The 19,335-nt window shown below is 65.5% G+C and carries 18 protein-coding genes; 5 read left to right on the forward strand and 13 right to left on the reverse strand.

Annotated features, from left to right (window positions below):
• Window positions 1-2: 2 nt before the first annotated feature.
• The 5 genes from ACPYOD_RS06550 to ACPYOD_RS06570 form a co-directional block, all read right to left on the reverse strand.
• Window positions 3-1,031, reverse strand: a complete 1,029-nt coding sequence (locus tag ACPYOD_RS06550) for a glycosylasparaginase (protein WP_481300926.1) — start codon at window positions 1,029-1,031, stop codon at window positions 3-5.
• A 10-nt stretch (window positions 1,032-1,041) separates the two neighbouring features.
• Window positions 1,042-1,284, reverse strand: coding sequence for a hypothetical protein (locus tag ACPYOD_RS06555; protein ID WP_481300927.1), 243 nt, complete (start codon window positions 1,282-1,284; stop codon window positions 1,042-1,044).
• On the reverse strand, window positions 1,274-1,864 hold the full coding sequence (locus ACPYOD_RS06560; RefSeq protein ID WP_481300928.1) for a PulJ/GspJ family protein: 591 nt from the start codon (window positions 1,862-1,864) through the stop codon (window positions 1,274-1,276). Before ACPYOD_RS06560 ends, ACPYOD_RS06555 begins: the two co-directional genes overlap by 11 nt.
• Window positions 1,804-2,253: a type IV pilus modification PilV family protein gene (locus ACPYOD_RS06565; protein ID WP_481300929.1), complete on the reverse strand. Its 450-nt coding sequence runs from the start codon at window positions 2,251-2,253 to the stop codon at window positions 1,804-1,806. The genes ACPYOD_RS06560 and ACPYOD_RS06565 overlap by 61 nt, the downstream gene beginning before the upstream one ends.
• Window positions 2,254-2,327: 74 nt before the next feature.
• Window positions 2,328-3,266 carry a LysR family transcriptional regulator gene (locus ACPYOD_RS06570; protein WP_481300930.1) on the reverse strand — a complete coding sequence of 313 codons (939 nt, stop codon included), beginning with the start codon at window positions 3,264-3,266 and terminating at the stop codon, window positions 2,328-2,330.
• 115 nt (window positions 3,267-3,381) lie between these two features.
• Here ACPYOD_RS06570 and ACPYOD_RS06575 point away from each other — a divergent pair, with 115 nt between their 5' ends.
• Window positions 3,382-4,131 (forward strand): 3-oxoacyl-ACP reductase family protein, encoded by a 750-nt coding sequence (locus ACPYOD_RS06575; protein ID WP_481300931.1) that lies wholly within the window; start codon window positions 3,382-3,384, stop codon window positions 4,129-4,131.
• Between the two features lie 251 nt (window positions 4,132-4,382).
• Complete coding sequence (locus ACPYOD_RS06580; RefSeq protein ID WP_481300932.1) at window positions 4,383-5,177, forward strand: alpha/beta hydrolase; 795 nt, start codon at window positions 4,383-4,385, stop codon at window positions 5,175-5,177.
• A 43-nt stretch (window positions 5,178-5,220) separates the two neighbouring features.
• On the opposite strand, the gene ACPYOD_RS06585 is transcribed toward ACPYOD_RS06580, so the two are convergent.
• Entirely contained in the window at window positions 5,221-5,691 is a 471-nt protein-coding gene (locus tag ACPYOD_RS06585) for an Hsp20 family protein (protein WP_481300933.1), read from the reverse strand.
• A gap of 167 nt (window positions 5,692-5,858) precedes the next feature.
• Complete coding sequence (locus tag ACPYOD_RS06590) at window positions 5,859-6,044, reverse strand: DUF3606 domain-containing protein (RefSeq protein ID WP_481300934.1); 186 nt, start codon at window positions 6,042-6,044, stop codon at window positions 5,859-5,861.
• 515 nt (window positions 6,045-6,559) lie between these two features.
• Between ACPYOD_RS06590 and ACPYOD_RS06595 the strand changes: the two genes are divergently transcribed.
• Complete coding sequence (locus ACPYOD_RS06595; protein WP_481300935.1) at window positions 6,560-9,586, forward strand: TonB-dependent receptor; 3,027 nt, start codon at window positions 6,560-6,562, stop codon at window positions 9,584-9,586.
• 161 nt (window positions 9,587-9,747) lie between these two features.
• On the opposite strand, the gene ACPYOD_RS06600 is transcribed toward ACPYOD_RS06595, so the two are convergent.
• On the reverse strand, window positions 9,748-11,346 hold the full coding sequence (locus ACPYOD_RS06600) for a Na+/H+ antiporter (RefSeq protein WP_481300936.1): 1,599 nt from the start codon (window positions 11,344-11,346) through the stop codon (window positions 9,748-9,750).
• A 153-nt stretch (window positions 11,347-11,499) separates the two neighbouring features.
• On the opposite strand from ACPYOD_RS06600, the gene ACPYOD_RS06605 reads away from it, so the two are divergent.
• Complete coding sequence (locus ACPYOD_RS06605) at window positions 11,500-13,485, forward strand: CocE/NonD family hydrolase (RefSeq protein ID WP_481300937.1); 1,986 nt, start codon at window positions 11,500-11,502, stop codon at window positions 13,483-13,485.
• A gap of 466 nt (window positions 13,486-13,951) precedes the next feature.
• Here ACPYOD_RS06605 and ACPYOD_RS06610 read toward each other — a convergent pair whose 3' ends face one another.
• The 3 genes from ACPYOD_RS06610 to ACPYOD_RS06620 are packed head-to-tail and all read right to left on the reverse strand — an operon-like array spanning window position 13,952 to window position 16,298.
• The gene (locus ACPYOD_RS06610; RefSeq protein ID WP_481300938.1) at window positions 13,952-14,284 is read right to left on the reverse strand and encodes a hypothetical protein; all 333 of its coding nucleotides are present in this window, start codon (window positions 14,282-14,284) and stop codon (window positions 13,952-13,954) included.
• Between the two features lie 12 nt (window positions 14,285-14,296).
• Window positions 14,297-15,073 (reverse strand): LytR/AlgR family response regulator transcription factor, encoded by a 777-nt coding sequence (locus ACPYOD_RS06615; RefSeq protein ID WP_481300939.1) that lies wholly within the window; start codon window positions 15,071-15,073, stop codon window positions 14,297-14,299.
• Window positions 15,066-16,298: a sensor histidine kinase gene (locus ACPYOD_RS06620; protein ID WP_481300940.1), complete on the reverse strand. Its 1,233-nt coding sequence runs from the start codon at window positions 16,296-16,298 to the stop codon at window positions 15,066-15,068. The genes ACPYOD_RS06615 and ACPYOD_RS06620 overlap by 8 nt, the downstream gene beginning before the upstream one ends.
• A gap of 209 nt (window positions 16,299-16,507) precedes the next feature.
• Between ACPYOD_RS06620 and ACPYOD_RS06625 the strand changes: the two genes are divergently transcribed.
• On the forward strand, window positions 16,508-16,849 hold the full coding sequence (locus ACPYOD_RS06625) for a hypothetical protein (protein WP_481300941.1): 342 nt from the start codon (window positions 16,508-16,510) through the stop codon (window positions 16,847-16,849).
• A gap of 13 nt (window positions 16,850-16,862) precedes the next feature.
• Here the strand turns inward: ACPYOD_RS06625 and ACPYOD_RS06630 are convergent, their stop codons facing one another.
• The gene (locus ACPYOD_RS06630) at window positions 16,863-18,296 is read right to left on the reverse strand and encodes a chloride channel protein (RefSeq protein ID WP_481300942.1); all 1,434 of its coding nucleotides are present in this window, start codon (window positions 18,294-18,296) and stop codon (window positions 16,863-16,865) included.
• Between the two features lie 80 nt (window positions 18,297-18,376).
• Entirely contained in the window at window positions 18,377-19,324 is a 948-nt protein-coding gene (locus tag ACPYOD_RS06635) for an LD-carboxypeptidase (RefSeq protein ID WP_481300974.1), read from the reverse strand.
• Window positions 19,325-19,335: the final 11 nt, after the last annotated feature.

The raw sequence follows: 19,335 nt of genomic DNA on the forward strand, positions 1-19,335 counted from the left end.
GGTCAGTAGGTGCTCTTGCCGGGAATCAAGGTGTCCTGTTTCTTCGCATCGCACACGGCGTACGAGAAACCCTTCTGGATGGCCCAGGCCCCCACGTTGCCCCTCTTGTCCATCGCGAGGAAGCCCACCTGGAGATCCTTCGCGTTCGGCTTGCGGCTAAGGATGCGTTCGACAGCCTCGCGGCACGCATCCTCCGGCGAACGTCCCTGCCGCATCAGTTCCACCACCAGGAAGCTGCCGACGTTGCGGATGACTTCCTCGCCGACACCCGTCGACGTGGCGCCGCCTACTTCGTTGTCCACATAGAGGCCCGCGCCGATGATCGGGCTGTCGCCCACGCGCCCGTGCAGCTTCCACGCCATGCCGCTGGTGGTGCACGCACCGGAAAGGTTGCCCTTGGCGTCGATGGCGAGCATGCCGATGGTGTCGTGGTTGCTGGCGTCGCCCGGCGTGCCGCCCGGGCCCGCGTTGTAGCTTTTCACTTCGCTGTTGGCCACCGGCTTGTATTTCGCCGTCTTCAGCCATTCGTGCCACGCCTTTTCCGATTCGGGCGTAAGCAGTTCCTCGCGGGGGAAACCTTGCTCAAGCGCGAACTGGAGTGCGCCGTCGCCCACCAGCAGCACGTGCGGCGTGCGCTCCATGACACGACGCGCCACGGAGATGGGATGAGCGATGTGCTCGATCGCCGCCACCGCGCCGCAATTGCCGTACTCGTCCATGATGCTGGCGTCGAGCGTGACCCTGCCGTCGCGATCGGGATAGCCCGCGCGGCCCACGCTGTGGTTGCGCAGGTCGGCCTCGGGCACACGCGCGCCCTGCTCGACGGCGTCCAGCGCACGACCGCCGGACGACAGCACCTTCCACGCCGCCTGGTTCGCGGCAACGCCGAAGTCCCAGGTGGAACATACGCGCGGGATGGTGCCGCCCGAACCGCCGGCGGGCGTCTTCGCGACGCTCTTGGCCAAGCCGGTCGCGGTCATCGCCACACCCGAGGCGATCGTCGCGCCCTGTAGGAATCGTCTGCGATCCATGGCACCCCTTTCAATGCAACGACGCGTCTGTCGCGCCACTTCCGATGGTCGCATGGCCGCCGCCTGCGTCGCCACCCGTACGTCGCGCTGCTTGTGCGTCGCGCCGCTCGCGCGCTTCGGTCTCCACTCGCAGGAAATCGCGTGCCGCCAGCATGCGCGCCGTGGCGGATCGCGACATGGCCGCGCCAAGGATCGTCATCATCGTCAGGACGGCGAGTACCACGACGAGGATGGCGCCGCGCTCAGTCCGCACGTGGGAGGCGTTCCGTCGTGCGTGAATAGGATTTGCTGTCGTGGGTCCATAATGTGACGTCGATCGCATCGGCTGTGTTGCCGTCTCTTTCCGTGAACTCACGTCGCGTTTCGCGGCCGCCTCCCTGGCGCAGCTCAACCGTGAACGCCGCGGTGGAGATGCCGTCGAGAAACCTGGCACAGTTCCAGGTGTTTTCGCGTTTCGGGCCCTTTCGCTCGCAACGCCGGAGCGCCCCGTCCGCGAACCAGGCCACGTCACCCGCGACGAGGGCGCTCGAGGCTCGACGCGCGGCCCTCGGGCATGTCCAGGAATCACGGCAGCCACGCCATTCCCGAGCCGCGCGAAGATCGCGCGCGATGACGGCGAGGGCTAGCCACGCCGTGTCTTCGCGGCGCACCTCGATGCGCCATCGGGCCGCTCCCAACCCGACGCGGCAAAGCACCGCCAGGGCGATCGCACCCACGATGCTCGCGACGGCACCACCGACCACCAGTTCGACCAGGGTAAATCCGCGCGCCCTCACGGATGAAACGACCAGTCGAGGATCGGCCGATCGAGCCAGAAGATCGAAATCGTGCATGCGCTTCCGTTCCGGCAAGACACGCGCGACGACGCGGCACCGCCGAGGTGGCGCCCGATCGCCTTATGGAACAGCCACAGGTCGGCCGCCGCAATCTCACGGGCGTCGCATCCGGCTTTGCAAGACAGGCGCAGCGCATCGCTTTCGTAGTGTCCGGCGAGTACCCCCTGCACGTTCACGCGCATGCGGGCTTCCAGGCTGACCGCGATCGTGGTGGCGGCGACGAGGCGCGATGCGCGCGCATGGGTCGCCATCGATTGCATGGTCCACGTGGCATGGCACGCGGCGCCCACCGCGAAGACCGCGAGCGCGGTGAGGGATTCGATAAGGGAGTAGCCGCCGTCGTGTCGCATCGCTGCAGCGTCGCGTCCACTGTCTCGCGTCGCCATGGGGAGCCTTCGCGATGACGTGTACGCCCGCGCTGCGGGCGACGGTGGTCGCTGCCCTGTAGATGCTCCCCAGGTCAGAGCACGGCGGGATGCAGGGCGTTGAAGCGCCGCGCAAGATCCTGCGCACGGAAGCTGTCCACGATGTGATCGATGAACACCCGGGTCTTCTGCGGCAGCAGGGCTTGCGCCGGGTAATACAGCGACAGATTGCCGCCTTCCACCCACCAGTCGGGCAACACGCGCCTCAGCCGTGCGCGTTCGAACCAGGGCAACGCCGACTGCACCGCCACCAGGGCGATACCCATGCCCAAGGCCGCGGCATGGCACGCGGCGTCGGGGTCGTCGAACAGGATTCGCCTATCCACCTCGATGGCCGCCTCCGCACCATAGCGGTTGGTCAGGACCCAATCCCTCACGCGGCCCGTTTGCGGCGAGCGAATGAGGATGCCGTTCCTGCCAGCCAGGTCGCCGGGCGTGGCGATGGCGGGCCCATGGTCGAGGTACCCATGCGAAGCGACGAGGATGCGATGGGCAGGTGCCAGGGCACGGGCGACGACGCCGGGCCGGAGGTCGAAGCCGCCACCGATCGCCACGTCGAAGCCATCGGCGATGAGGTCGACCGGTCGGTTGTCGAAACGCCAGTCCGCACAGATGGCTGGGAACGACTTCAAGAATGTTTCGAGCATCGGCACGATGTATTCGCGGCCGAAGGCATTCGGCAGCGCCGCTCGCAATTCACCGGCAGGACCTGTGGTGCGGGCGCGGGCGTTGGCCATCGCATGGTTGAGCTGGCTCAGGCTGCCTTGCACTTCCTGGCGGAATGCCTCGCCCGCTTCGGTGAGGGCAAGGCGCCGCGTCGTCCGCTGCAACAGCCGAACCCCCAGCTCCGCCTCCAACCGCGCCACGTTCTTGCCCACGGCGGCGGGCGTAAGGCCAAGCACCCGTGCGGCCGAAGCGAAGCTGCCCAACTCCGCACTGCGGATGAAACAGGCGATGCCATTGAGGGTGTCCACGCCGCGATTCTAAACCTTATGGATGGAATGAAACTACCGTTCCGCGACTACCGGTTGTGGCTGTCGGCGTCTAGATTGGTAGTGCACTGAACTTCCCACTGACCGGAGACCCACGATGAACAACCTGAATTCCATACAGGGCAAGAGTGCCCTCGTCCTTGGCGGCTCCCGCGGGATCGGCGCGGCCGTGGCGCGACGGCTGGCGGCTGGCGGCGCATCCGTCGCGCTTACCTACGTCCAGGGTGCCGCGGCAGCCCAGGCCGTGGTCGACGAGATCGAAAAAGCCGGCGGCCGTGCCATCGCCATCCAGGCGGACAGCGCGAACGACGCGGCCATCGAAGCCGCGGTCGCGCAGACCCGGGATCGTTTCGGCGGTTTCGACATCCTCGTGAACAATGCCGGTGTGCTCGCCGTCGCGCCCATCGAGGACTTCACCACGGAGGATATCGACCGCACGATCGCCGTGAACGTTCGCGCCGCCGTGATAGCGAGCCGGGCCGCGGCACGGGTCATGGGCCAAGGCGGCCGCATCATCCACATCGGCAGCACCAATGCCGAGCGCATGCCGTTCGCCGGCGGCGCGGTGTATGCGATGAGCAAGTCGGCGTTGCAGGGGCTGACCCAGGGCCTCGCGCGCGATCTCGGCCCCAAGGGCATCACGGTCAACGTGGTGCAGCCCGGCCCGGTCGACACCGACATGAATCCCGCGAGTGGCCCGATGGCGGCGGGGTTGATTCCGATGCTGGCGACCGGTCGGTATGGCCATCCGGAAGAAGTCGCGAGCTTCGTGGCCTACCTCGCCGGCCCGGAAGCGGCTTACATCACGGGCGCGAGCCTCATGATCGATGGCGGTTTCGCCGCCTGAGGCCACGACTCGCCCGCAGAACGGCATGATCCGCGCACTTCGATGCCCCGCTCCAAGGAAAAGAATGGCGCGTCCATTCGCACCAGGGGAACACCGTGAAGCCGATCGTCTTTGCCGTCAGTCTCGCGCTCGCATGGAGCACCGCGTCCGCTGAATCCCCGGCCAGGTGGCAACCCGATGGAGGGCGGACGCAGGTGTCCCTGTGGCCGGGGACGCCACCCCACGCCAACACCGTGCCCGGACCCGAAGAAATGAAGACGGGCACGGGCCTCATCGGCGGAAAGACGGTGCTGTGGGTCGACAACGTGGCCGAGCCGACGATCACGCTCTATGCGCCCACCACACACCCGACCCGAGCGGCGGTCATCGTCATTCCCGGAGGCGGCTTCGAAGGCCTGGCGATGGACCTGGAGGGCACGGAGGTCTGCGACTGGCTCGCCCCGCGCGGCGTCGCCTGCGTCCTGCTGAAGTACCGGGTGCCCAGCCCGCCATTCGACTGGCGATGCGATTGCAGGCCCCATAACCTCGCGCTGTCGCTTCCCTCGCTCGCGGATACGCAGCGCGCGCTGCGCCTCGTTCGCGCCCATGCGGCCGAGTGGAAGATCGATCCGCATAAGGTGGGCGTGCTGGGCTTCTCCGCGGGCGGGTTCCTGGTCGCCGAAGCGAGCACGAATTTCCGCAAGCGCATCTACGCGCCGATCGACGCGGTGGACAAGGAAAGCGCCCGTCCGGACTTCGCCCTGGCGATCTATCCCGGCCACCTCACGACCGACTTTCATACGCTGAATCCGAACCTCCCCGTGTCGAAGGACACGCCACCGACTTTCGTGCTGCAAGCCGAAGACGACCACGTCGACGGCGTCAACCAGGCGCTGGTGTATTTCACCGCCCTGACGAAGGCGGGCGTCCCCGCGGAGATGCACCTCTACGCGCATGGGGGCCACGCCTTCGGACTCAGGCCGACCGTCGAGCCCATCACGCACTGGCCGGACCTCGCTGCATCATGGCTGGCCACGATCGGCATGACGCCCAGGAAAACGGATTGACCGCATGACCCGGACGCCGCGAAGGCGTCCGGGCCTGTCCCTGTTACGCGGCGGCCTGGTCCATCAACTGGCGGACCGACGTGTCCGTGCCCTCGCCCGCGTCGATGCGGATCTGGCGTGGCTTCATGGCTTCCGGTACTTCGCGCTTCATGTCGATCGACAGCAGCCCGTCAGCTAGCCGGGCGCCGGTGACGTGCACGTGTTCCGCGAGTTCGAAGCGGCGTTGGAAGGGCCGCGTGGCGATGCCGCGGTGCAGGTACTCGCCTTCCGCTTCGCCCTTGCGCTCACCGCTTACCAGCAGCAGGTTGCCCTGCGTCGTGATGGTCAGGTCGCTTTCGCGGAAGCCCGCGACCGCCATGGTCACCCGGTAACGATCCTCGTCCAGCTTGATCGAGTCGAAAGGCGGGTAGTTATCGGACGCCTGGTTGCGCGCGGCGGTTTCCAGCAGGTCGAACACGCGGTCGAAGCCGATGCTGGAACGATGGAGGGGGGTATAGTCGAGAAGAGTTCGCATGGCCATATCCTCTTTGGAAGCAATACGGGATGAGTTCTCCAGGCCGCCCCGAAAAGCGGGCGGTGGGCCGGCCCCGAAGCGACCGGCAAGCAGTAATCTAGGTAGTGCCGAAAGGATTTCAAGAGGCCACATTCAGACATCGTTTAGACGTCCAAACACGCGCCCTGTCATCTCTTCCTCCGCCCGAGCTCCCTCCGCACATCGTCGCTCATGACACCGACGCGCTTGACCGCTTCGCGCAGGGCGTCTTCGGACACTCCCAACTCCTTGGTCCAGTAGCGGACCTCATAGTCTTCGTTGACGTTGATGCGGGCGCGGTCGGCCGGACCCCGGTTGGTCTTGTCGTCACTCATGTCGAACCTCCTTCCGAACCAGCCGGAAGCGTGCATGCCGGGCCAGTGAACAAGGCGTCCAGGAGTTGCCAAGGGCGCCGCCACGGAGCGGCGCGATTGGTTCCAATGGCGCTCCAAAGCACAGGGATCGCAAGAATCCGCGACGGCACCCCCGCCTCGTCCGCAAGCGCGAGGTCGAGAAAAAATACGCAGGTGACCGGGCCAAAAAAGCCTAGGAATTAGTCCTAGGAATCCTAGGAATATGAGTCACATAACCGGCTAATACCGACTTTCACCATGTAACTTGTTGCGAATGTGGATTAAATGATTACGTAACACTTGACGCGTCCAAAACCTTGGCTCTATGGTGCCCTCACCGCAACAAAATGATGTGCGGTTGCACGTGGGTCATCGTCGTCGTCGCACTCTCGGGGGAGAGTTCGACCCAATGCGATGACGATGCTTTTCCGCGTGAGATCGTCGGTCCTTTTACCGACGTTTCCTGGCCCGAAAGGGCCAACTCTGGGGAGCCGTAAATGAATTCACGCAATAACCGTCAGACGCATATCCTGCGTCGCTCCGCGCTGGCGTTCGCCCTTGCGGCTGGTCTGGGCGGCACGGGCGCCGTGCTGGCGCAGGCCACCACAGGTTCGATCTTCGGCCAGGCCGCACCGGGCAGCACCATCCAGGTCACCGGTTCCACCGGTATCACCCGTCAGGTGCCCGTCGGTGAAGACGGCCGCTACCGCATCGGCAACCTGCCGCTGGGCAGCTACACCGTCAATGTCATGCAGAACGGCCAGATCGTCGACAAGCGCGAGAACGTCGGCCTGACCGTCAACCAGGGTTCCGAAGTCTCGTTCACGGGTGCCCCCGCAACCAGCGCGCAGTCGCTGGAGTCGGTGACGGTCACCGCGAACTCCCTTCCTCCGATCGACGTCTCGTCGGTCGATTCGCGCACGGTGGTCACGGCGCAGCAGCTCGCACGCCTGCCGCTCGGCCGTAACGCGGAAGCGATCGCACTGCTTGCCCCGGGCGTCAACCCCGGCGCCGGCTACTTCGGCCGCACGGTGTCGTTCGGCGGTTCCGGCGTTTCGGAAAACGCGTACTACATCAACGGTTATAACACGTCCGATCCGCTGCGCAACCTTGGCGGTGTCGGCCTGCCCTATGGCGCTATCGACCAGCAGGAAATCTACACGGGCGGCTACAGCGCCATGTACGGCCGCTCCGACGGCGGCGTGATCAGCCAGGTCGGCAAGCGCGGTACGAACGAATGGCATTTCGGCGCACAGGTGCTGTGGGAGCCGAAGTTCGCGCGTTCGGAGCTGGGTAACCAGTATTTCCCCAGCCAGACACTGCCCGCGGGTTATGGGTACACATCGCCCGAGCTGGCCGGAGCGCTGTATCGCAACCGTGATGGCGACAATCAGTGGACGCGCACCGTCAGCGCCTACGCCGGCGGCCCGCTGATCAAGGACAAGCTGTTCCTGTTCGTCGCCGCGGAAACCGAGAAGACGGAAGGCACCAGCACCAACTACTTCACCACGGCACCGAACGCCACGAACCACTACAAGTGGGATCTGCCGAAGTACTACGCCAAGCTGGACTGGAACATCAACGACAGCAACATCCTCGAACTCACCGGCATCAATTCCTCCGATGAGCGCAGCGGCAAGTACAACTCGTTCGATTACGACACTCGCAAGCACACCGGCTTCGACGGACAGTACCCGGATAGCACGAAGACGTCTTCGACCTACGGCATCCTGAAGTACACCAGCTACATCACCGACGACCTGACGTTCTCGGCCACGTACGGCAAGAGCAAGACCACCGACGTGCAGCGCAATCCGGGCGACCTCGGCCTGCCCTTCATCAGCCGTCCCGACCTCCAGGATCCGGCGATCCCTGGCGCCGGTTCGCTGGCGAACTCCACGGCCACCACGCAGAAGATCGCCCCGGGTGCGAACAGCAAGACGCGTGGCCTGCGCGCAGACCTCGAGTGGCAGGTGGGCGACCACCGCCTGACCGGCGGTATCGACAACATGCGCTTCACCGGCCATGACGAAGGTGTCACGACTACCGGCCCCGGCTACTACTGGGCCTACGCTAAACAGAACGATCCGACGGTAGATATCTCGCCCAGGCTCGGCGTCGGTCCCGCCGGCGGAGAAGGCTACTACGCACGTCGAAGGATCTTCATGACCACGACCAGCATGTCCGTGGATCAGAAGGCGTACTACCTCGAAGACAAGTGGCAGGTGACCGACAAGGTCCTGCTCACCGTCGGTATCCGCAACGACAAGTTCACGAACTACAACGACCAGGGCCGCAGCTATGTCGACAGCGGCGACCAGTGGGCACCGCGCATCGGCGCCTCGTGGGACGTGTTCGGCGATTCGTCGCTGAAGATCTACGGCAACCTCGGCCGCTACTACCTCGCCCTGCCCAACAGCGTGGCGATCCGCGGTGCTTCCGCCTCCACGTTCACGGACGAATACTTCACCTATACGGGCATCGATCCGAACGGCGAGCCCACCGGCCTTAGCCCGCTCGGCCCAGGCCCGGTGTCGTCGAACGGCGAGTATGGCCAGCCGAACGATCCGAAGTCGATCACGGCCACCGACCTCAAGTCGCAGTACCAGGACGAAGCCATCCTCGGCTTCGACAAGACCCTGGGCCCCGACTGGGTCACGGGTGCCAAGATCACCGTGCGCAAGCTGCAGGCGGCGATCGACGACGTCTGCGACACGGGACGCATGGCCGACAAGCTGGCTGCCTCCGGCGTCGATCCCGACACCGTCACGATTCCGGGTTGCGTGATCTTCAACCCCGGCCGTTCGAACGACTTCAGCCTCGCCAACGCCGACGGCAACGGCCGTACCTCGGTCACCATGACCAAGGCCGACTGGGGCTTCACCTCGGGTGCGAAGCGCAAGTACTACGCCCTCGACCTGTACCTGGAGCATCCGTTCGACGGCAAGTGGTTCGGTCGCGTCGACTACACCTTCTCGAAGAGCTACGGCAACACGGAAGGCCAGGTTAAGTCGGACATCGGCCAGAACGATATCTCGAAGACGCAGGATTGGGATGCCGCGGCCCTCATGGTCCACAGCAACGGCCTGCTGGCCAACGACCGCAAGCACCAGTTCAAGGCTTACGGTTCGTACCAGCTGACCCCGGAATGGATGTTCTCCGGCTCGCTGCGCCTGACCTCGGGCGCTCCGCAGTCCTGCCTGGGCTACTTCGGGCCGAACGACGACGATCCGATCGGCTACGGCTCCTCGTACCACTCGTGCGCCGGCAAGCTGTACGCTCCGGGCGAACAGCGCATGCCGTGGTTCAAGCAGCTCGACGTGGCGGTGGAATATCGCCCGGCGTTCGCCGACCACAAGCTGGCGTTCGGCATCCAGGTGTTCAACGTCACCAACGAGCGTAAGGCGCTCCTCAACGACTACACGTACGAGGACGACCGCTTCACGGTCAGCAACACCTACGGTGCGGGCCTGTACTACCAGACGCCGCGTTACGCCCGTCTGACCGCAACCTACGACTTCTGATCCACTCGTAGGGAAAGATGTAGCGGACGGCAACGTCCGCTACGTCTCCGGTTTCGGCTTCCGTCTCATCCCATAAAACAAAAATCGATCCAGGGACGGATCCTCATTGCAATATCCCCTCGCCGCCGTGCCGAACGGTGGCGCTTTTTTGTGCTCGCCGATCAAATACCCGGGTTGTTCCGATCGTTCTCCGCCTCGATCTGCTGCAGGTCGAGGTCGCGTTCGATGTAGTGCAGCAGTTCGTCGTGGATGCGTCCCGAGCGGTGCAGGCGCAACAATTCCGCACGGCCCGCGGCGATCGCCGCGAGCACCACGTCGTAGTGCGCCTCGCGCCCGCTGGAGAACGCCTCCGGCGCCTTGCTGTAGCGTTCCGAGATGGACACCCGGTGGGTGTACTGCTCGAGCAGGCGGGGGTGGATCAGCTTGCCCTGCTCGTCGTATGCACGCGCCTTCACCGCTGCCAGTTGGGCGTTGTCGATAAGCAGCGAGGCCTGGCCCTCGTTGAGGTAAGTCGTATCCGCGTGACGTTCGCCTTCCAGCCCCAGCCAGCGAATGACGACACCCACCGTGCTGCCCTGGATCACGACGGTCACCAGGATGACCGCGAACGCGGCTGCCAATGTCAGATCGCGTCCGGGCATCGCCTCGGGCAGGGATAGCGCGATGGCCAGCGTCACCACGCCGCGCATGCCCGCCCAGCTCAGCAGGAACGAGGCCTTCGGCGCCGGTGGCATCGGCTTGCGGCCCACCATGCGCGCGAGGGGCACACGGAGGTAGTCCGTGGCGTAGATCCAGACGAAGCGGGAAAGGATCACGGCGCCCAGGACCGCAAGGATCGGCACACCCAGGGTCTGCAGCGCCTGCCCCACGCCGCCCAGCCTCTCGATCACGCCACGCAGCGAGAAGCCGATGAGGATGAACACCAGCGCCTCGAGCAGGAAGATGAGCACCTGCCAGAAAGCCGTGCTGCGCACGCGCACGTTGGCGGTGAACACGTCGTGCTGGTACCAGCCGAAGATGATGCCGCACGTGACCACGGCGATGACTCCCGAGACGTGCACCGCTTCGCCACCGATGTAGGCCGCCCAGGGCGAGAGACAGGCCGCGGTGATGGTAAGGAACACGTGGTCGATGCGGCGGAGCGCTAGCACCAGCAGGCCGCCGACAACCAGACCGACGGCGATTCCGCCGGCACTGAGCCCCACGAAGCTGAGCAGGGCGCCCTGCATGCTGAAGGCACCGGTAAGCGCGGCGGCCACGGCGAACCGGAACAGCACGAGGCCGGTGGCATCGTTGAGCAGGCTCTCCCCTTCCAGCAGCACCATCAATCGCCGCGGCAGCCGTACCTTTTCGAGCACCGCCTTGGCCGCCACCGCGTCGGGCGGCGACACCACCGCGCCCAGTGCGAAGCAGGCAGCCCATGGCAGCGATGGCAGCACCCAGTGCACGGTGACGCCTACCGCGAATGTCGTGAACACCACGGCACCCACCGCGAGCCAGAGGATTCCTCCAAGGTACCGGCGGAAATCGGACCACACCGTATAGAAGGCACCATCCATCAGCAGCGGAGGCAGGAAGACGGTGAGCACCAGTTCGGGATCGAAGGAGACTTCCGGTACGCCGGGCAGGAAGGCGATACCGATGCCGCCGGCAAGCAGCGCCGCAGCGGAGGGCAAGCGCAGGCGGTGTGCGATCAGTTCGAGCGCAACGATCGCCACGAGCAGTACGAGGATGAACTTGAAAGTCTCGGTCGAAGCCATGCGTTCCCCCAAAGTCGATAGGCCGCATCTTAGCCGCGCGGCAACGGACGTCTATTGGAAGGAACCACGGCCACCGTGCCGGAAGTCATGCATTTACCTGACGGGGACATTTTGCCAGACTCGATGAACCGTCCCTGAAAACAGGTGTGACCGATGTCGCCCAAGCGCCCTGCCCTCCACCCCGTCAGGACCGCGCTGTCGGTCGGCGCCGTCTCCTTCTGCCTGGCCCTCGCCGGCGCACCGGTCGCGGCACAGCAGACCAGCCTCACGCGCGAGCAGCTGGCGACGATCGCCAAGCGCAAGGACATCGAGAAGCAACTCGAAGACGTCGCGGTGGTCGACCGCAAGGTGATGGTGAAGATGCGCGACGGCAAGCGCATGGCGGCAGACATCTACCGACCCAAGAACACCAGCGGCAAGGTGCCGGCCATCTTCGTGCGCACGCCCTACAACTTCAACTTCTGGGACGTGAAGCTCGGCGCGCCGCGCGACATGTCGCACGAACTGGAGGCGGTGAAACGCGGTTACGCCTTCGTCGAGATGAACGAACGCGGCCATTACTTCTCGGAAGGCAATTACGACATCCTCGGCGCACCGCTCTCGGACGGCGTGGATGCGGTGCGCTGGATCACGTCCCAACCGTGGTCGAGCGGCAAGGTCGGCACCACCGGGTGTTCCTCAACCGCCGAATGGCAGATGGCGGTCGTGGCCCAGGACGAACCCGGCCTGGCCACCTTCAACGTGCAGGGATTCGGTGCCGGCGTCGGCCGCGTTGGGCCCTACTACGAGCAGGGCAACTGGTATCGCGGCGGCGCCGTGCAGATGCTCTTCATCGACTGGCTCTACAAGGAACAGAACCAGCTGCGTCCGATGTTCCCGTCGAACCTGTCGCAGGCGGACCTCATCCAGGCGTCGAAGATGTTCGACCTGGATTCCCAGCCGCCCGAGCCCGATTGGGACAAGGCCTTCTGGACCTTGCCGGAGAAAGACATCATGAAAGCCGTCGGCGGCCCCAAGGGGATCTTCGCCGACGCCATGGACGTACCTACCGGCGGCAACATGATCGCGCGCACGCCGAACAGTGCGGCCTGGTACAAGGGCGGCCTGTGGCACGACAACATGAAGATCAACCGTCCCGGCCTGTGGTTCATGAGCTGGTTCGACGTTTCGGTGTCGCCCAACCTCGCGGCCTATAACCACGTGCGGGCCACGGCTCCGAAGAAGATCGCCGACCAGCAGTACGCCGTGATCGCGCCGGTCCTCCATTGCGCTTACACCCGCGCCACGGAGCACACCATGATCGGCGACCTCGACGTGGGCGATGCACGATTCGACTACGAAGGACTGGTGTATGGCTGGTTCGACAAGTTCCTCAAGGGCGTCGACAGCCCCGCCGTGGATAAGCAGCCCAAGGTCATGTACTACGTAATGGGCGAAAACAAGTGGCGCGATTCGCCGACGTGGCCGCCGGCAGGCGCCACCACCCGCGACCTCTATTTCACCAGCGGCGGCAAGGCCAATACTCTCTACGGCGACGGCAAGCTCGTAGAAGCCGCCGGCGGTACCGATCGTCCCGACAGCTTCATTTACGACCCGAGCAACCCGGTCACCACCCTCGGCGGCGGTGGCTGCTGCCAGGGCACCGCGGTGAAGTTCGGCTCGTTCGACCAGAACACGCAGCTCGCGCGCAACGACATCCTGGTGTACGACTCCGAACCCTTCAAGGAAGGCACCGAGGTGAGCGGCCCGATCACGGTCACACTCTATGTGTCGTCCGACGCGAAGGACACCGACTTCACGTTCAAGGTGATGGATGTGCGTCCGGACGGCACTGCCTGGAACCTCACCGAGAACATCCAACGCATGCGCTATCGCGAGGGCTACGACAAGCCGCCGGTGTGGATGAAGGACGGCGAGGTGTACAAGGTGACCTTCCAGCCGATCGACACCAGCAATTTCTTCTTCCCGGGGCACAAGCTGCGCGTAGCCATCTCGAGCAGCAACTTCCCGCGCTTCGACCGCAACCTCAACACGGGTGGCAACAACTACGACGAGAGCAAGGGCGTCATCGCGCACAACGCGGTGCACCACGACGCCGAGCACCCGTCGAAGATCACGTTCACGGTGGTACCGAGGTAACTTCTCGGCTGTGCGACCCCGCCCCCTCACGTTGCCCCTGCGAAAGCAGGGCAACGTGAGGGCGTACGAAGTCCTGTCGCCGCTAACGAATCGGATAACCCGCTGAGGCAGGTTCATGCCCTATGCGGCTCCGCCGCCGTACGTGTGTTACCTGTTCGCTTCGTAGGATGGGCTCGCCTTGCGGCCTCGCCCGCGGCGCTTGTACGTGGCTTGGAAGCCAGCACCCGTCCCCTGGCCGCGAAGACTTGCGTCGGCGCGCCTGTTGGATCCGCACATCTGTAGGAGCCGCTATAGCGGCGAGACAACCTCGCGACGCGCCCCAAGACCCTGCTCTTCTGTGGGAAGCGCGCTAGCGCGCTTCCCACACTTCCCACAGGGTCCCGTCGACCTTGTAAGGCCCTATGAAGCGCACCCACCACACGAGTGCAACGCCGTAATCTGTGTGCCGGGTGCGACAGGTGCGGCGTCAGGTCGGTTTGCAGTTGTTCGCCGCCATCCTTGCATCGCTCGCGGAGACGCACAGCGTGAACCCCGGCGGCAATCCATCGACCAGGCGTTCCTCCGATACCGCTAGCGAGAATGCACGTACCGTTTTCTCGCCATCGAACACCGTGTAGTGGCATTGCCCTCCCGTGCTTGCCGCGCAGGCGAAACGGGCGCGGCCCATGCGTACTTCGACATGGCTGTCGAGCGTGGTCACGCCGTTCTCCTTCGTCGTGGTGACGAGCGTCCGGTTCTGGCTGTCCGTGCAGCCGGCGAGGTTCATGAAGCAGTAGATGATGGCCAGGAAGATGCGCATAGTTGGGCTCCCTCACATGGCCCGGAAAAGGGTCATGAATGGCTGGCTCACGGCCAGGGTCTCCGGACGGCCGCGCAGGCGAAGGCAGCCCTTCCCGCTGTCGTCGCGCTCCACCGACGCCACCTGGCGCAGGTTGACGATCGTCGAGCGGTGGATCTGCCGGAACGACTTCGGATCCAGCTGGCGCAGCAGTTCGCGAATTGGCCGCGTGAGCAACGCGTCGCCCTCGGCCGTCGCCACCAGCGTGTATTTGTTGTCCGCGCGGAAATAGATCACGTCTTCGACGAGGATCAATCGGGTCGCCCTGCCCGTGCTCGCGGTGATCCAGGTCAGCGGTTCGTCGGGCGAGCCGTCCATGCGATCGCCGAGGTCCCGCGCAACCTGCGCCGTGCGATTCGCATGGCGTTCCGCATCCGCAAGGCGGCTACGCAGCCGCGTCACCGTCTGCGCCAGGCGGTCCGGCGTCACCGGTTTGAGCAGGTAGTCGACCGCGCCGCGCTCGAACGCATCGATGGCGTATTGGTCGTACGCCGTGATGAAGACCACCAGCGTGCGCGGGCTGGCATCGGCCGCCGCGGCGGCCACTTCCAGACCGGTGAGACCGGGCATGCGGATGTCGAGGAAGGCCACGTCCGGCCGGTGCGTGGCAATGGCATCGAGCGCGCTGCCGCCGTCCTCGGCGACTTCCACCACGTCCAGTTCCGGCCAGGCGGTGGCGAGCTCGCGTTGCAAGGCCGCGGCGAGAAGTTTCTCGTCTTCGGCCACGATGCAGCAAGGCGTGTTATGCATGGTCGACCGCTCCCGCCGCCGGTAACGTAATCGTCGCGGCGACACCATGGGGAAAGTTGTTACCGATGGAGAACGTGGCGGTGCTGCCGTACATGAGGCGCAGGCGCTCGCGCAGGTTCTTCAGGCCGATGCCGGTACCCGCGCCGTCGCTGCGGAAGCCCAGCCCGTCGTCGGCCACCGTGAGCGAAAGGCCGGACGCGTCGACGCCGGCGCGAATCCATATGCCACCACCACCCGGCTTCGGTTCGAGGCCGTGCTTGATGGCGTTTTCCACGAGGGTCTGCAGCATCATCGACGGCATGGGTACCTTCAGCGCGGTCTCCGGAACGTCGGTGTGCACGGCGAGGCGGTCGCCCATGCGCAGCTTCATGATCTCGAGCCACGCCGTGGAGCGCTCCAGCTCTTCGCCGAGCGTCGACAGCGAACCGTCCGTACGCGGCAGCGAGCGGCGCAGGTAATCGATCAGGTGACCGAGCATGCGATCGGCGCGGACAGGGTCCGTCCGCACCAGTTCCTGCGCGCTCGCCAGCGTGTTGTAGAGGAAATGCGGTTCCACCTGCGCCTGCAACAGGCCGAGCTGCGCCGCCGTGAGCTCCTTCTCCATCTTCGTCTGGCGTGCGTCGGCGCGTTCACGATTGCGCCGCTCGGTCAAACGCTGGGTCGTGGCGCGTACCAATGTCTCGACGTATTCCAGCGAATTGCCACCGTCGGGATTGAACCAGTCGGTCCATGCGCCGCTGTCCGGCTCGCACACGAACATGACGCTGCTCGAGCCGTCACCCGGCGTCACGGTCGCGGAGACTTTGGTCGGTCGGTCGAACGTGTTCGGTCGCTGGAAACGGCCACGGCGGCGTAGTTGGTCGCTCGCGGGAACCCGGATCATCCCGCGCAACTGCAGGCCGCCACGCGCGCTGGCCACGTCCTGTATGTTCGGGAGTTCGCGGACCACTTCCTCCGCGATCGCGAAGGCCTCTTCGGCCGGGTATGGCACTTCCACGCGCCGGCGCTGGCGGTTTGAGACGGTCTCGCCATCGATTCGGCCGGCGATGACACGCACGCGATAGAGATGGGTGACACCGCGACCCAGTGCCACGAGTAGTCCGATGAACCACGCCAGCGTGAAGATCCACGGCAACTCGCCGCGGTTGAAACCGATGGCGGCCCATACGACGAGCAGCGTGCACCATGCCGCGACCCACGCCACCACGATACGACCTAGGAACATGAGGCTTGCCATCTCGCGTACTCCACCCTGGAAACGCCGTGGAGCATACGCTGCGCATCGCCGCGTCTGACGGCGATTCCGACGAAACGGGATATAAGCCGACGAAACCCGGCTTGCGCGCCGCAGCATGACCTGGGCGCCACGATAAGCCATTCTCGGGAGACGGCTTTCGCGGTGGGGACCGCAGGCCACGACAAAGGGGTTAATGCATGGCGTTGCTGCTCGTCGTTTTTGCTGTCGTCGTACTTTCGATCTTCCTCGGCATCAACATGTTGCCGAAGCACCATCCCGCCAACTGGCTGCTCGGCATCGTCGGCGGAGCCTGCCTGGTCCTGGCCTGGTACGCGATCTTCCGTCCCATGCTGATCGCCTCCGGCGGCAGCGATCCGTCGCTCATCGCCCTCGGTCTCACCGCTGCCGGCATCGTGTCCTGCGTGCTGGGCATCGTCTGCCTCGGCGTCTGCGTATGGCGCGACCCGGCCCGCTTCTGGATGCTTTCGATCGTCTTCATCGGCGTCATCGGCGCCACCCAGGTCACCGCCCTCACCTGAGGCGGTTCTCCCTTCACGCCCCGGGCAAGCCGGGGCGATGCGGTTCGTGCTCGGCCACGAAGTCCGTGGGCACGTGCACGCCGCGACGGGCGATCTTCTCGGTCATGATCGTGTGGCGCATCATCAGCCCCGACACGATATAGGCGGTGGTGCAGGCTGCCAGCAGCGGCAACAGCGCGTGCGGCTGCATCGTCGTCTCGAACACGAACACCGCTGACGTCATGAGCGCGCGCGACGCGCCGGCGAACAACGCCGCCATGCCGATCAGCGCGGCCATGTGCGGGTCGACATGCAGGGGCGGCCACATGGCAAGCAACACGCCGCAGACACCACCGAATGCGCCGCCTACGGTGAACAAAGGCGCGAGCGTGCCGCCGGACGTGCCGCTGCCGAGGGCAACCGACCATGAGACGAGCTTCGCCAGCGCCAGCAGGGCCATCGCGGTGAGGCCGAGCCGGCCGGAAATGACGTTGGTGATGTTGTCGTAGCCCACGCCGAGCGTGGCCGGCATCACATAGCCCACCGCGCCCACCACCAGGCCGCCCAGTGCCGGCCACCACATCCAGTGGATGGGCAGCTTCTCGAACGCATCCTCGATGCCATAGGTGAGGCGCGTGATGAGCACACCCGCCACACCCATCAGGAGGCCCAGCACGGCATAGACGACGAGAGCCTGCGGTGCCACCGCGGCGAGGGCCGGCATGGGGAAGACCGGCCCCGGGCCTTCCAGGGCGAAGCGCACGCCCGTTCCCGTGACCGCCGCGAGCGCGACCGGAAGGAGCGAGCGGGCGCGGCGTTCGAAAAGCAGCAATTCGATGCTGAGCAGTACCGCCGACACCGGCGCGCTGAAGATCGCCGCCATGCCGGCCGCGGCGCCCGCGGCCAGCAAGGTCTTGCGCTCGTGCTCGCTCACCGGCAAGCGCTGGCCCAGGAACGATCCGAGTGCGCCGCCCGTCGCGATGATCGGCCCCTCGGCACCGAAGGGCCCGCCCGTGCCGATCGCTATCGCGGAGGACAGCGGCTTCAACCAGGTCATGCGCGCGGGGATGCGACTCTCGTTCGTGAGGACCTGCTCCATCGCCTCGGGAATGCCGTGCCCACGAATGGCCCGCGAGCCCCAGCGCGCCATCATTCCGACCACGATGCCGCCGATGGCCGGCACGACGATGACCCACGCACCGAGGCGGTGGCCCGCCGGCGAGGTCAGCTCCGTGCTCCAGACCTGGTGGAAGGTCAGGTTGGTTACCAGACCGATCAGCATCGTGAGCAGGCGCGCCACGAAGCCAACGACGAGGCCCAGTGCGATCGCAAGCACGCCGATGCGCAGCACCCGCTTGCCGAGCAGCGGAAGCCGGGTCTCGATATGGGCGTCGGCCAGCGCCTGGTCGAGCGAAGGCGCAAGCGGAATCGCCGCACGGTCGTGCGGTGTGTGCAAGGGATCGATCATGGCGGGGACCGCAGAAGGAGAATGCGGCGCAAGGCTACCGGGATCTGGGTGCGGTAGCTGGCTGGCAGATGAACGGCCCGTCAGCCGACGGCGGATGTATCTCCCGCATGTCGGTACCCCAAGGCCGCGAGGTGGGCTGTCCCGTCCAGCACGTCGATCGTTGCGCGGGCACCGAAGGGCAAGGTCCATTTATCCGGACCGTGCCCGAAGGCCAACCCGCGCAGAACGGGTAAGCCGCACGCATCGCCGAAGCGCTGCAACGCATGCTCGGTGTCGTAGCCGTTGTCGTATTCGCTTACGCGTTGGCCGGACAGGCCGCCCACCAGAATTGCGCGTTGCCGATCCAGCACGCCCGCAAGCTTCAGTTCGAAAAGCATGCGCTCGATGCGCCACGCCTGCTCGCCCGTTTCCTCCACGTAGAGCATGCCGCCGTCGACCACAGGCAGGTAAGGCGTCCCAACGAGACTGCACAGGGTGGAAAGATTGCCGCCCCACAGCGTGCCTTCCGCTTGCAGGTCGGGCTGGTCTTCGGCGCACAGCCAGCTCACCTCGGTGCGAGGCGACGTGGCCGTCTGCCAGAAGTGACGCCACGTGTTCTCGCGCAGGTAGGTGGCGCCGAAGTCCTGCAGGAGCATCGGGCCGTGCAGTGAACCGATGGCGCTTCGTGCGTACAGGGCGCACTGGATCGCCGTGAAGTCCCCGTGTCCCACGAACACGCAGGGCTGCTCGTGGAAGCGCGCGGCCAAGCCGTCGTAATCGAGCAGGTCGAGCAATGCGATGGCGCCGTAGCCCCCGCAGATGGCCATGACCATGTCCGGCAAGGGCGCCGCGGTGTCCGCCAGGCGATTGAGGTCGGCGGCCCGCTCTGCCTCGTCACCGGCGAAGCGGAGGAATACGCGTTCGACGACCTCCGCGCCCTGCACACGGTGCCCGGCCGCCTGGAGCCGCTCGATACCCCTGCGGCATGCGGTGCGATCCCCCGCGTATCCGGAAGGGGCGATGAGCGTTATGTCGAGTCGTTTCGGCATGTCGGACAAGG

The organism is Luteibacter sp. HAY1-4A (assembly GCF_056755355.1).

Coding starts and splice junctions, on each gene's coding strand:
- ACPYOD_RS06610 (WP_481300938.1), bottom strand. CDS start 14,284: ATGCGCATCTTCCTGGCCATCATCTACTGCTTCATGAACCTCGCCGGC.
- ACPYOD_RS06620 (WP_481300940.1), bottom strand. CDS start 16,298: ATGTTCCTAGGTCGTATCGTGGTGGCGTGGGTCGCGGCATGGTGCACG.
- ACPYOD_RS06550 (WP_481300926.1), bottom strand. CDS start 1,031: ATGGATCGCAGACGATTCCTACAGGGCGCGACGATCGCCTCGGGTGTG.
- ACPYOD_RS06590 (WP_481300934.1), bottom strand. CDS start 6,044: ATGAGTGACGACAAGACCAACCGGGGTCCGGCCGACCGCGCCCGCATC.
- ACPYOD_RS06635 (WP_481300974.1), bottom strand. CDS start 19,324: ATGCCGAAACGACTCGACATAACGCTCATCGCCCCTTCCGGATACGCG.
- ACPYOD_RS06575 (WP_481300931.1), top strand. CDS start 3,382: ATGAACAACCTGAATTCCATACAGGGCAAGAGTGCCCTCGTCCTTGGC.
- ACPYOD_RS06615 (WP_481300939.1), bottom strand. CDS start 15,073: ATGCATAACACGCCTTGCTGCATCGTGGCCGAAGACGAGAAACTTCTC.
- ACPYOD_RS06600 (WP_481300936.1), bottom strand. CDS start 11,346: ATGGCTTCGACCGAGACTTTCAAGTTCATCCTCGTACTGCTCGTGGCG.
- ACPYOD_RS06625 (WP_481300941.1), top strand. CDS start 16,508: ATGGCGTTGCTGCTCGTCGTTTTTGCTGTCGTCGTACTTTCGATCTTC.
- ACPYOD_RS06605 (WP_481300937.1), top strand. CDS start 11,500: ATGTCGCCCAAGCGCCCTGCCCTCCACCCCGTCAGGACCGCGCTGTCG.
- ACPYOD_RS06580 (WP_481300932.1), top strand. CDS start 4,383: ATGAAGACGGGCACGGGCCTCATCGGCGGAAAGACGGTGCTGTGGGTC.
- ACPYOD_RS06585 (WP_481300933.1), bottom strand. CDS start 5,691: ATGCGAACTCTTCTCGACTATACCCCCCTCCATCGTTCCAGCATCGGC.
- ACPYOD_RS06565 (WP_481300929.1), bottom strand. CDS start 2,253: ATGGCGACGCGAGACAGTGGACGCGACGCTGCAGCGATGCGACACGAC.
- ACPYOD_RS06630 (WP_481300942.1), bottom strand. CDS start 18,296: ATGATCGATCCCTTGCACACACCGCACGACCGTGCGGCGATTCCGCTT.
- ACPYOD_RS06595 (WP_481300935.1), top strand. CDS start 6,560: ATGAATTCACGCAATAACCGTCAGACGCATATCCTGCGTCGCTCCGCG.
- ACPYOD_RS06560 (WP_481300928.1), bottom strand. CDS start 1,864: ATGCACGATTTCGATCTTCTGGCTCGATCGGCCGATCCTCGACTGGTC.